The 13,220-nt window shown below is 51.5% G+C and carries 9 protein-coding genes; 5 read left to right on the forward strand and 4 right to left on the reverse strand.

The window, feature by feature from the left end; all coding sequences use genetic code 11:
* Window positions 1-26 precede the first annotated feature (26 nt).
* The 4 genes from BM231_RS03540 to BM231_RS03555 form a co-directional block, all read right to left on the reverse strand.
* Window positions 27-1,472, reverse strand: a complete 1,446-nt coding sequence (locus BM231_RS03540; protein ID WP_093516730.1) for a uracil-xanthine permease family protein — start codon at window positions 1,470-1,472, stop codon at window positions 27-29.
* A 30-nt stretch (window positions 1,473-1,502) separates the two neighbouring features.
* Window positions 1,503-2,009: an ureidoglycolate lyase gene (locus BM231_RS03545; RefSeq protein WP_093516731.1), complete on the reverse strand. Its 507-nt coding sequence runs from the start codon at window positions 2,007-2,009 to the stop codon at window positions 1,503-1,505.
* A 6-nt stretch (window positions 2,010-2,015) separates the two neighbouring features.
* Window positions 2,016-2,900 carry a bifunctional allantoicase/(S)-ureidoglycine aminohydrolase gene (locus BM231_RS03550; RefSeq protein WP_093516732.1) on the reverse strand — a complete coding sequence of 295 codons (885 nt, stop codon included), beginning with the start codon at window positions 2,898-2,900 and terminating at the stop codon, window positions 2,016-2,018.
* Window positions 2,901-3,214: 314 nt separating this feature from the next.
* A complete protein-coding gene (locus tag BM231_RS03555; protein ID WP_093516733.1) occupies window positions 3,215-4,156 on the reverse strand; it encodes a LysR family transcriptional regulator in 942 nt (313 codons plus the stop codon).
* 235 nt (window positions 4,157-4,391) lie between these two features.
* Here BM231_RS03555 and BM231_RS03560 point away from each other — a divergent pair, with 235 nt between their 5' ends.
* From BM231_RS03560 to narJ, 5 genes are all read left to right on the forward strand, one after another.
* Window positions 4,392-5,738, forward strand: coding sequence for an MFS transporter (locus tag BM231_RS03560; RefSeq protein ID WP_093516734.1), 1,347 nt, complete (start codon window positions 4,392-4,394; stop codon window positions 5,736-5,738).
* Window positions 5,739-5,800: 62 nt separating this feature from the next.
* Window positions 5,801-7,186 (forward strand): NarK family nitrate/nitrite MFS transporter, encoded by a 1,386-nt coding sequence (locus BM231_RS03565; RefSeq protein WP_093516735.1) that lies wholly within the window; start codon window positions 5,801-5,803, stop codon window positions 7,184-7,186.
* 25 nt (window positions 7,187-7,211) lie between these two features.
* On the forward strand, window positions 7,212-10,961 hold the full coding sequence (locus BM231_RS03570) for a nitrate reductase subunit alpha (RefSeq protein ID WP_093516736.1): 3,750 nt from the start codon (window positions 7,212-7,214) through the stop codon (window positions 10,959-10,961).
* Complete coding sequence (narH, locus tag BM231_RS03575) at window positions 10,958-12,499, forward strand: nitrate reductase subunit beta (RefSeq protein ID WP_063299433.1); 1,542 nt, start codon at window positions 10,958-10,960, stop codon at window positions 12,497-12,499. Before BM231_RS03570 ends, narH begins: the two co-directional genes overlap by 4 nt.
* Window positions 12,496-13,218 (forward strand): nitrate reductase molybdenum cofactor assembly chaperone, encoded by a 723-nt coding sequence (narJ, locus tag BM231_RS03580; protein ID WP_093516737.1) that lies wholly within the window; start codon window positions 12,496-12,498, stop codon window positions 13,216-13,218. Before narH ends, narJ begins: the two co-directional genes overlap by 4 nt.
* Window positions 13,219-13,220 lie beyond the last annotated feature (2 nt).

Raw genomic sequence — 13,220 nt, forward strand, 5'->3', positions numbered from 1 at the left:
GTAGCGGAACGGCGAGGGGAGTTTCTTTAGGCTTGGGAACCTGCTGGTTTTAGTGGTGCATCCTCTTGTGAGGCCAGGCCACCTGAAACTTCTTCCGTTGCTTCGGCGGAAAGCTCCTCTGGCAATACAAGATTGAGCACAATTGCGATCAGGGCTGCAGGAAGCAAGCCACTCGTCATCAAAATGCGTAGTGTGTCAGGCAGATACTGAACAGCTTTTGGATCCAGCTGCAAACCAAGGCCGATTGATAACGCAATCGCGAAGATCACCATGTTCCGGCGGTTCCAATTGACATCGGAGAGCATGGAGACACCGGCAGCGACCACCATGCCAAACATAACGATGACACCGCCGCCGAGCACCTCAATAGGAATTGTGCGAATGATCGCTCCAACCTTGGGTATCAGTCCACACACGATGAGGAACAAGGCACCAATGGTCACCACATGGCGGCTCATCACGCCTGTCATGGCAATCAAACCCACATTCTGGCTGAAGGATGTGTTCGGCAAACCGCCAAAAACACCGGCTATAGCTGTGCCAAAACCATCGGCATATGTCGCGCCTTGAATTTCCTTGTCTGTCGCCTCTCGTCCTGCGCCGCCTTTTGTGATGCCAGAGACATCGCCAACCGTTTCAACAGCACTCACAAATGCCATGAGACAGAAGCCAACCACAGCAGCAAGGCTGAAATCAAAACCATAGGCAAACGGCATCGGCAGGGCAAAAGATGCAGAGCGGCCAACGCTTGCGGCAATACCGTCCACGGTCACCATGCCAACCATCATTGCGTAAAGGTATCCTGCAAGGATCCCAATTACCACGGCGGATACAGCTAAGATCCCGCGGGCATAAAATTTCAAGCCAAGGGTGACGAGAATGACAATGAGCGCAGCAGACCAGTTGAGCATGCTTCCATACTCAGGCTTGCTAATAGCAGGCACACCGCCCGCAGCATACTGAATGCCCACTTTCACCAGCGCCAGACCGATCATGGTTACGACAAGGCCAGTCACCAGCGGTGGCAAAGCAAAGCGAATGCGACCAATAAACATCCCAAGGATGGCATGGAACAAACCACCAATGAGCACGCCTCCAAACAGAGCTGGTAAGGCCTCAACACCTTTACCAGCAACGAGTGGGATCATGATGGGTATGAAAGCAAAACTAGTGCCTTGCACAATCGGCAAGCGGGCGCCGACTGCCCCCATTCCGATTGTTTGAAAAAGCGTTGCTATTCCGGCAAATAGCATGGACATCTGGATCATGTATGTCATGTCCGGGAAGCCTTGTGCCCCGGCATCAGAGCCAAATCCAAATCCGGCAGCACCGGCAATAATGATCGCCGGAGTAACGTTTGAGACGAACATGGCAAGCACATGCTGAATGCCAAGTGGAACCGCCTTATGTAAGGCAGGTGTGTAGTTCGGGTCATGCAGTTGTTCTGGTGTCCCGATGGAATTGCTGGTCATTTAGTCCCCTCCTACTAATGACGCACAGTGTTATTCCGTTATGAGGTAGGCCTCCTTCAGCCAGTGTTCTTCTAGGTTATTTCCGTCCCCAATCCGGTCGACAACAGCGAACAGTCCTGACCCGTTGATGGGAGTCAGAACGCCGTGCCATGTGTTCCGTTTGATATTGATGGACTGGGTTGAACTCGCCATAAACGCACGTGGTGTTGAAGGCCGTCCACCTTCATCTGCGGCGACTATGACAAGATATTCTGATTGGTTCATCGGAATGAAGCATTGCGATCCCAATGGATGGCGCTCCAACATCGTCAGCGTGTGCGGAAGACGGCGAAGTTCTGCTTGAAACAGGCTTACGCCGGCGCGACCACCAATAAACTCAACACCAGCCAAATCAGAAAAACGCTCACACCGACCTTCATTGATTACGATAGGCGATGTCCCACCGGTCTCAATCAGTTCACCAAACGGCATAAAAACCTCAGAGGTGAGTTTCTCAATCCGTATTGTGCGCTGCTCTGTCGTGGCTCGATTACCCATACCTAATCACCTCTGGAACGAGCCAAGTTGGGCATGTCGATTGACGTCTTTGTAAAGCAAGTACCGGAAACGGCCAGGGCCGCCTGCATAGCAAGCTTGCGGGCAAAAAGCGCGCAGCCACATAAAGTCGCCGGCTTCCACCTCAACCCAATCGTTGTTCAGTCGGTATACTGCTTTCCCTTCCAAAACATACAAACCATGTTCCATCACGTGGGTCTCAGCAAACGGTATGCAGCCACCGGGCTCAAAGTTCACGATGTTCACGTGCATGTCGTGCCGCATATCACTGGGGTCGACAAAGCGGGTCGTCGTCCAGGCTCCATTGGTATCTGGCATGGGAGCAACCACAGCATTCTTTTCATGGGTAAACAGGGCGTCGGGCTTTGCAATGCCTTCGACAGCCTCATAGCGCTTTCGAACCCAATGGAAAGTGGCAGCTAATGAGCTATTGTTGCGGACTTCATATTGGGCACCAGCAGGCAGATAGGCGTAGCCACCTTCGGTAAGTGTGAAAGCCTCATTGCCCATTGTGATCGTAATCTCACCTTGAACAACGAACATCACGCCCTGCGCTTCAGGATCTGGCTCAGGTTTAAGAGAGCCACCATCTGGCTGAACTTCCATGATGTACTGCGAAAACGTCTCAGCAAACCCGGAGAGTGGCCGGGCAATAATCCAGGCACGCGTCTTTTCCCAGAAAGGTAGATTTGAGGTCACGATGTCCCGCATCACGCCTTTGGGAATAACGGCATACGCATTAGTAAACACTGCCCGGTCTGTCATTACTTGTGTTTGTGGAGGCAAGCCTCCCGAAGGTGCGTAGAAAGAAGAAGGTGATATGCCCTCAGAAGGTGCATCAAAGATGCGGGGTGGCAGTGTTTGAGTACTCATATGTAAGTTTACTTCCTTGTACGACACTCACGCAATTGCAGTCCGCGTAAGTGCAGCAACCCGAATTAAGTTGAATTCCTTGCCGGGGAGGTGCACTCGTCGAATTAGGGATCGACGAGGCACTGTTCGAAACACTGGGCAAATGTGCTGGTATCAACCGTGTCCTTAAAGCTCGTCAGCTGGCAGGGCCACCAAACTCCTCCCATTTATCAGTTTAGCCTAATAAATGAGTTGGATTATCAAAATTATTTTGAAAGTGTTTTGCGAATAACTGGAAAAAGAAACAGGTATATAAACGACTTTTCAGTCGGGAATTACTTGTTTTGAAGGTGACTAGAGTATTGATAACTCTTGTCTTTTAAATACGCCTTCAACCGCTCACTGATGAAATTCAGAAAAAGCCGGATCTTAGGATCTTGATAGCGTTTGTGCGGAAAAAGACATGCCAAATGCACATCAGCGGGAGGGGTAGCAGTGCAGACGGCGATAAGGTTTCCACTGAGCAAATGGTCGACAACATCAAACAAGGGTGCATTGATGAGGCCGTGATGGCCGAGTGCCCAGTTCACCAACACATCGCCGTCATCAGAGGTGAAAGGTCCACCAACTGTGAAGCTCTGTAAGCCCTCAGAAGTTTGAAGCGTCCATCGGCTTTCAGAGGAACCGGGAAACTGGAGCAGAAGACAATCATGCTTTCCATGCTGGAGATCGGCCCCTTGCAGTGGCTCACCACGCTGCTTCAAATAGTCAGGGGATGCACACAGTACCCGAGGACAGTCCAGCAGGTTTTTCAGCCTCATTTCAGAGTTTGGTAACTGTCCCAGGATGAAAGCCAGATCCAACCCTTCTCCCGTAATGTTGAGAGGACGATCTGAAAGCCTGAGGCGAACATGAATTTCAGGATAAGCATCGTGGAATTCAGGAATAAGCGGTGCGATCAAACGCCGCCCTATCCCGAGTGGAGCAGAAACAAAGATTGAGCCGCGTGGAGTGTGCGTCACCTCCTGCACAGCTGCCTCAGCCTCTTCCATTGCTTCCAGCATCTTACGGGCACCGGGGTAAAAAATGCTACCTTGCTCAGTAGGTTGGATGGTGCGAGTGGTGCGGTTAAACAAGCGAATGCCCAGGTGCTTCTCAAGCTCTCCAATACGGAAGGAAGCAACCGCAGGAGAAACATGCATGTCTCTTGCCGCGGCAGACATGCTGCCAAGCTCAAACACGCGCACAAACATCCTGACATTGTTGATGTAAGACATTGCTTTAACTTTGAAATCCCCGCCTCTACACGAAACATACCAGCATCAAAGTAGTCTGGATAGGTGTTTTTCATTGCGTCGTGAGTTGGAAATAAAACATAGTTTTACTCCAAGTTGTATTTCAATTTTACTCGTTTAATCCTGTTCTTTCTATGAGTTGCTCTACTTTTGGGTGCTAAAGCTCCTGAGATTCTATGTGGACTGTCTTACCTGCTAGAATTCAGGATCAAATACTATGCATTCACTTGAGGGTGTTACTCGCTCCGATCAATATAGGGCATTGGGTCTCAGCACCTTTGCTTTTACTATCTGTTTTGCAGTTTGGACCATTTTTTCCATCATCGGTGTGCGCATTAAAGGCGAACTTGGGTTGTCCGATACTCAGTTCGGTTTATTGGTCGCCACACCAGTGCTCACCGGTTCTGTGAGCAGAATTTTCCTTGGAGTATGGACAGAGCAGTTTGGTGGACGAATTATGTTCCCACTGCAGATGCTCATTACAGCAGTCTGTGTCTGGTTGCTCACCTCAGTACAAACCTATGAAGTGTTTCTGTTAGCTGCCTTGGGCCTTGGATTGGCGGGCGGCTCTTTTATTATCGGCGTAGCCTATGTCTCCCAGTGGTTTGAAAAAGAAAAACAAGGCACTGCACTCGGCATTTTTGGTGCCGGTAATGTCGGCGCAGCTGTTACCAACTTCGTAGCGCCATTTCTGGTAGTCGCAGTTGGCTGGGAAGGTACAGCTCGCGTTTACGCAATTGTTTTGGCAGTCACAGCCGTTCTGTTTTATCTGCTCAGTAAAGATGATCCGTCTCAGCAGGAGCGTAAGAAAGAAGGCAAGCAAGCTGTGTCTACAGCAGAACAGCTCGCTCCGTTGAAGAATCTGCAAGTTTGGCGTTTTGCGACCTACTACTTCTTCGTCTTTGGCGCCTTTGTTGCGCTCGCGTCATTCCTACCGCGATACTACACCGGGGCGTACGGATTGGAGCTGACAACGGCTGGCGTTTTCGCTGGCCTTTATTCACTACCCGGGTCTGTTTTCAGAGCGCTGGGTGGTTGGATGTCAGACAGATGGGGTGCACGCTTTGTCATGTACCTCACATTTTTTGTCTCTCTTCTTTGCCTCTTCCTGCTGAGCTATCCAGAAACCTCATATATTGTCAGCGGTATTGACGGCCCAATCGAGTTTAACTTCGGCCTCGGCGTGGGCGCTTTCGTTTCCGTTACCGTCGTCCTTGGATTTGTCATGAGCCTTGGTAAAGCGGCAGTCTACAAGCACATCCCGGTTTATTACCCCTACCATGTTGGTGCTGTCGGAGGCCTCGTAGGCATGATTGGCGGCCTTGGCGGTTTCTTCCTGCCAATTGCCTTTGGAGTTCTGCTCGACTGGACTGGCGTTTGGACAGCGCCCTTCATGCTTCTCTTCATCATCGTTGCGGTTTCAACTGTGTGGATGCACGTCGCAATCCGCAGGATGGAGCGCAAGCGTTATCCAGAATTGCAAGACGAAACAGATCTTTCTGATCTCCCGGACGAGCCGGTTGAAGGTCCGGACGGACCTGCAGGCGCAGAAAAGTATCCGTAACCAGCGAAGCCCTTTCTGGACATTCGGTCTGGGGAGGGCATGTAGCCAAAAGGAATGAATGTATGTCTGATAACAATACTCAAAAAGGGCACACACTAGTTGAATGGCGACCGGATGATCCGGAATTCTGGGAAACCAAAGGGAAGGCGATTGCCTCTCGGAACCTTTGGATCTCTATTCCGGCACTTTTGCTTGCTTTCTCAGTGTGGCTGGTCTGGAGTGTTGTTGTCGCACGGCTACCTGCCATTGGCTTTGATTACACAACAGACCAGCTCTTCTTGCTGGCGGCCTTGCCGGGTCTTTCTGGCGCGACGCTTAGGATCTTTTATTCCTTCATGGTCCCGATCTTTGGCGGTCGCCTTTGGACAACCCTAACCACAGCATCGCTACTTCTTCCGGCTTTGGGCATCGGGTACGCAGTTCAAGACCCCACCACGCCTTACAGCATATTCCTTCTGTTAGCTCTGCTCTGTGGCTTTGGTGGTGGTAACTTCGCTTCTTCAATGGCGAACATCGCGTTCTTCTACCCAAAGAAAGAAAAAGGGAATGCGCTTGCGCTCAATGCAGGCCTCGGAAACCTCGGGGTTTCCGTCATGCAGTTTGTCGTACCACTTGTCATCACGGCAGGTGTCTTCGGCGCGATCGGTGGCGCTCCCCAAATCCTTGAAGACGGATCGCAGCTTTGGATCCAGAATGCTGGCTTTGTTTGGGTTCCATTCCTCATTATCGCCACGCTGGCTGCATGGCTCGGCATGAACGATATAGCTGATGCCAAAGCGAGCTTTAAAGAGCAATCCATCATCTTCTCAAGAGCGCACAACTGGATCATGTGCATTCTTTATACTGGGACTTTCGGAAGCTTTATCGGCTACTCCGCAGGCTTCCCGTTGCTCATGAAAACACAGTTTCCGGAAGTAAACGCACTCACCTTCGCATTCCTTGGACCTCTCGTTGGCGCACTCTCCCGCGCTGGCACCGGTTGGGTCTCAGATAAATATGGTGGTGGCCGCGTAACGTTCTGGACCTTCTTGTTCATGGCTGTTGCTGTTGGCGGTGTGCTGTTCTTCTTGTCCATCAAAACAGAGCCGGGGGCTTTCTGGGGCTTCTTTGCCTGCTTCATGGCACTGTTCTTCCTGACAGGCGTAGGCAACGCCTCTACGTTCCAGATGATTCCGACCATCATGCGCCAACAGGTCGGCCTCTTGATGCCAGAGCTGGATGCAACAGCTCACCTGCGTCAGTCAGAACGTGAAAGTGCGGCCATCATCGCCTTCACTTCTGCAATCGCAGCCTACGGTGCCTTCTTCATCCCCAAAGCCTACGGAACTTCTATCGCCTACACAGGTGGTCCGGATGCCGCGCTTTGGGCCTTCGGCATCTTCTACGTGATCTGTCTGGTGATCACGTGGTTCTTCTACACCCGCAAGGGTGCATCCGTTCCGTGCTAAGCAAATAACGTGAAGGGCATTTCAGATGTCTCTACTACTCGATAAACTGAACTTCTTCGCAAAACAGGACACTGGTACCTTTGCAAACGGGCACGGTGTTACAACCAATGAGAACCGAAATTGGGAAGACAGCTATCGAAAGCGATGGCAGTACGACAAAATCGTACGCTCGACCCATGGTGTGAACTGCACTGGTTCCTGTTCCTGGAAGATCTACGTCAAAGGCGGAATTGTCACTTGGGAAACCCAGCAGACAGACTATCCGCGCACTCGCCCGGATTTGCCAAATCATGAGCCACGTGGTTGCTCCCGTGGTGCCAGCTACAGCTGGTACATGTACTCAGCAAACCGCGTGAAGCATCCACTCATGCGCTCCCGCCTGCTTAAGTTATGGCGCAAAGAACGCACGGTGAAATCTCCCGTCGCTGCGTGGTCAGCTATTCAGGAAGATCCTGCTAAACGTTCGGACTATATAAAAGTTCGCGGCCATGGCGGGTTCGTCAGAGCGACATGGGAAGAGGTCAACGAAATCATCGCAGCGGCGAATGCTTATACCGCTAAGAAATGGGGTCCTGACCGCGTTGTTGGCTTTTCACCAATTCCGGCCATGTCTATGATCTCTTATGCAGCTGGCACGCGTTACTTGTCCTTACTTGGCGGTACATGCATGTCATTCTACGACTGGTACTGCGATCTCCCTCCTGCATCGCCGCAAACTTGGGGAGAGCAGACAGATGTCCCAGAGTCCGCAGATTGGTATAACGCTGGTTTCCTGATGCTGTGGGGCTCCAACGTTCCGCAAACGCGTACACCGGATGCACACTTCTACACCGAGGTACGCTACAAAGGCACTAAGTCAGTTGTTGTCTGTCCGGATTACTCGGAAGCGGCCAAGTTCTCTGATCTCTGGCTCCATCCAAAGCAAGGCACTGATGCCGCACTGGCAATGGCCATGGGCCACGTTATCCTTCGCGAATACCATTTGGACAGGCAAGCAGAGTACTTTGAGGACTACTGTCGCAAATACTCCGACATGCCCTTGTTGGTTCGCCTCGTCAAAAAAGATGGAAAATACATCCCGGAACGTCTCCTGCGCGCCTCCGAGTTCGCAGACAAGCTGGGTGAAGAAAACAACCCGGAATGGAAAACTGTCGCCTTAGACCGCAAGTCGAAAAAGATTGTGGTTCCGCATGGCTCCATCGGCTTCCGCTGGGGTGAAAAAGGAAAGTGGAATCTCGAAGAGAGGGACGGTGCAGGCAAAGACACCGACCTCGCCATGACCTTCATTGATAAAGCTGATCATGATGAAGTTGCTGAAGTTGCTTTCCCGTATTTCGGCAATCGCGAGCATGATCATTTTGCAGGAACCAACCATGAAAGCGTGATGCTACGCAAAGTCCCTGCAAAGAAAGTGAAGCTGGCAGAAGGTGAAGCGCTTGTTGCATCTGTCTTCGACCTCTTCATCGCAAACTACGGTCTGGATCGCGGATTGGATGATCCAAACTCGGCCAAGTCTTATGATGAGGAGCTGCCTTACACACCTGCATGGGCAGAGCAAATCACAGGTGTTCCCAAGGACCATATCATCACGACAGCCCGTGAGTTTGCGACCAATGCTGAAAAGACCAACGGACGCTCCATGGTCATCCTCGGTGCTGGTCTGAATCACTGGTACCACATGGATATGAACTACCGCGGCATTATCAATCTACTGGTGATGTGCGGCTGCGTTGGTCAATCCGGCGGTGGCTGGAGCCACTATGTTGGGCAGGAAAAACTCCGCCCACAAACTGGGTGGACAGCTCTTGCCTTCGCACTGGATTGGACACGCCCTCCAAGGCATATGAACTCCACTTCGTTCTTCTATGCCCACACCGATCAGTGGCGTTATGAGACGCTCAAGGTAGATGAAATCTTGTCGCCAACCGCCCCTGATGGGGATTGGGATGCATCGCTGATTGATTACAACATCCGCGCAGAGCGTATGGGGTGGTTGCCATCAGCACCGCAACTTGAGACCAACTCGCTTCAAGTTGCTAAAGCGATAGAAGAGAGCGGCAAAGAAGCTAAAGACTACATTGCTCAGGAGCTGAAGTCTGGTGGCCTCAAACTGTCTTGTGAGGACCCCGACAACGAAGTCAACTGGCCTCGCAACCTTTTCGTCTGGCGCTCCAACCTGCTTGGGTCTTCCGGTAAAGGCCATGAATACTTCCTCCGCCATCTGCTTGGTACTGAGCATGGTGTACTTGGCAAAGACCTCGGTGAAGAAGGCCGTCAGCGTGCAAAAGAAGCTGTCTGGCATGACAATGCGCCCGAAGGAAAACTCGATCTGCTCGTCACGCTCGACTTCCGTATGTCCACCACCTGCGTGTATTCGGATATCGTTCTGCCAACAGCTACATGGTACGAGAAAAACGACCTCAACACTTCGGATATGCATCCCTTCATTCACCCGCTCTCCAGCGCAGCAGATCCTGCATGGGAAGCTCGCAGTGACTGGGAGATCTTCAAGGGAATTGCCAAGTCCTTTTCTGAGGTATCTCAGGAAGTTCTCGGCAAGGAAAAGGACGTTGTTCTTGTCCCAATCCTGCACGATACCGCAGGCGAAATCGCCCAGCCATTCGACGTTGCTGATTGGAAGAAAGGCGATATCGACCCGCAACCCGGTAAGACAATGCCGAACGTTGTGGTTGTTGAGCGCGATTATCCAAACATCTACAAGTGCTTCACAGCTCTTGGCCCGTTGATGAATAAACTCGGCAACGGAGGCAAAGGCATCAGTTGGAATACCGAACACGAAGTAGACCTTCTCAAAGGCCTCAATGGTGAGGTCCTTGAAGACGGACTGACAAAAGGCTTCGCGAGGATCGAAACGGACATCGACGCGACCGAAGTGGTCTTGTCACTTGCCCCGGAAACCAACGGCGAAGTCGCTGTGAAAGCATGGGCTGCTCTCTCTGAGTTCACCGGCAGAGACCACACCCATCTCGCGATACCGAAGGAAGAGGAGAAAATCCGCTTTCGCGATATTGTCGCTCAGCCACGCAAGATTATCTCGTCACCAACGTGGTCTGGCATTGAGTCCGAGCATGTTTGCTACAACGCAGGCTACACCAACGTGCATGAGCTGATCCCATGGCGCACCATCTCTGGTCGCCAGCAGCTCTATCAGGATCATCTCTGGATGCGAGCATTTGGCGAAGGTTTCTGCGTGTACAGGCCGCCGATAGACACCAAAGGCGTCAAACCGGTGATTGACGATAAGTCTCTCGGCAGAAAGCAGTTGGTCCTCAACTTCATCACCCCACACCAAAAGTGGGGCATCCACTCCACATACACCGACAACCTGTTGATGCTCACGCTCAACCGCGGTGGTCCGGTGGTCTGGATTTCAGAAGTCGATGCGCAGAAGGCTGATATCGAAGACAATGACTGGGTTGAAGTCTTCAACATCAACGGTGCGCTTGTTGCTCGTGCGGTGGTCTCGCAGCGCATGAAGGAAGGCACGATCTACATGTATCACGCTCAGGAAAAGATCGTGAATACACCGGGATCAGAGCTCACCGGACAACGCGGTGGTATCCATAACTCGGTGACCAGAACCGTCACCAAACCAACGCATATGATTGGTGGATACGCACAACAATCCTACGGCTTTAACTACTATGGAACGGTTGGCTCCAACCGCGATGAGTTCGTTGTGGTTCACAAACTGGAAGAAGTGAACTGGATGGAAGAACCACTGGATGACAGTGGTCAGGAGGCAGCAGAATGAAAGTCCGCGCACAAGTTGGAATGGTGCTGAATCTGGATAAATGCATTGGCTGCCACACCTGTTCAGTGACCTGTAAAAACGTTTGGACCAACCGAGAAGGTGTTGAATACGCTTGGTTCAACAACGTGGAAACCAAACCCGGCATTGGTTACCCCAAAGACTGGGAAAACCAAAAGAAATGGAACGGCGGCTGGGTTCGTAAGCGCAACGGTAAGATTATTCCCAAGATGGGTGCTAAGTGGCGCATTCTTGCGAAGATCTTCGCTAACCCTGATCTGCCGGAAATCGACGACTACTACGAGCCGTTTGATTACGACTACGAGCATCTGCAGGGCGCTCCTGAAAGCGCTCAGTTCCCAACAGCTCGACCCAAATCGGCGATCACTGGAGAGCGTATCGAAAAAATCGAATGGGGACCAAACTGGGAAGAAATTCTCGGGGGTGAGTTCTCCAAGCGCTCAAAGGATTACAACTTCGAAGGCGTCGAGAAGGAAATCTACGGCGAATTCGAAAACACCTTCATGATGTATTTGCCGCGCCTGTGTGAGCACTGTCTCAATCCAACATGCGTTGCAGCTTGTCCATCAGGCGCTATCTACAAGCGCGAAGATGACGGTATCGTTTTGATTGATCAGGAAAAGTGCCGTGGCTGGCGCATGTGCGTCTCTGGCTGTCCTTACAAGAAGATCTACTTCAACTGGTCTTCAGGCAAGTCAGAAAAATGCATCTTCTGCTATCCGCGCATTGAATCCGGACAGCCAACAGTCTGCTCAGAAACCTGCGTAGGCCGCATCCGCTATCTGGGTGTAATCCTGTACGATGCAGACAAGATTGAGGAAGCCGCTTCTACAAAGGATGAAAAGGACCTCTACGAAGAGCAACTAAAGGTTTTCCTTGATCCGCATGATCCAAAAGTGATTGAGCAGGCCCGCAAGGATGGTGTTCCTGAGGATTGGCTCAAAGCTGCCAAGGCTTCGCCAATCTATAAGATGGCCATCGACTGGAAAGTGGCTTTCCCACTTCACCCAGAGTACCGCACGCTTCCGATGGTCTGGTACATCCCACCTCTCTCGCCAATCCAGAATGCCGCTGAAGCTGGCAAGATTGGATGGGACGGTGAGCTACCGGATGTCCGGAGCATGCGTATCCCGGTTCGATACCTCTCCAACCTGCTTACTGCAGGCAAAGATCAGCCCGTCGTCTCGGCGCTAGAACGCATGCTAGCCATGCGCTCTTATATGCGCTCCAAGAGCATTGATGGTGTGGTCAATGAGGAGATTGCAAAGCAAGTTGGCCTTACACCAGAACTGATTGAAGACATGTACAAGATCATGGCGATTGCCAACTATGAGGATCGCTTCGTCATTCCAACCACACACCGTGAAGTTTCCGAGGATGCCTATGATGTTCGTGGCTCTTGCGGCTTCTCCTTCGGCAATGGTTGTTCAGGCGGCAGTGATGGAACCGACCTGTTCGGTGGATCCCGTAAGAAAACCGTCGAAACACCAACGGATATTTTTAAGGAGATGCGCGGATGATAGTCTCCTTAAAAACCCTCTCTCTTCTGCTCAATTACCCGACGCAAGAGTTTTTAGATGACCTGCCGGCGTTGAAAGACGCAGTAAACTCAGACCGTTTGCTCTCTGCAAAAGGTCAAAAAATGATCTGCACTCTTTGCGATGATCTGGCTGGTAAAGATCTCTACGAGGTACAGGAACAGTACGTATTCCTGTTCGATCGGACGCGTTCACATTCACTGCACTTGTTTGAGCATGTGCATGGTGAGAGTAGGGATCGCGGACAAGCACTCGTCGATCTGCGTGAGATGTATCTGACAAACGGTTTCGCAGTAGAAACCACGGAACTCCCAGACTACATCCCGCTATTCCTCGAATACTTGGCGCATCAGCCTTTTATTGAGGCGCAGGAACTGCTTGGTCAAACCGCGCATATCTTCGAAGCCCTTCGTTTGCGTCTCAAAAAGAAAGGCTCAATCTACGCCAATGCATTTGGGGCTGTTGCTGAAATCAGCAAAGCGTCACCTTCCAAGGAGCTCCTCTCAAACATTCTTGCAGAGCCCGAAGATGATCCAAATGATCTCGAGGCCATGGATCGCATTTGGCAAGAAGAGGTCGTCAAATTTGGTGGCAATGTAGGAGAAGGCAGCTGCGGCCCTGATCGCTTAAGAATGCAAATGAGAGCTGCGGACAGACGTCCCTCTGATCCAACGCCACAGAACATCCAAGGGGAGACCTAGAA

This window comes from Pseudovibrio ascidiaceicola (assembly GCF_900114245.1).
Lineage (GTDB): Bacteria > Pseudomonadota > Alphaproteobacteria > Rhizobiales > Stappiaceae > Pseudovibrio > Pseudovibrio ascidiaceicola.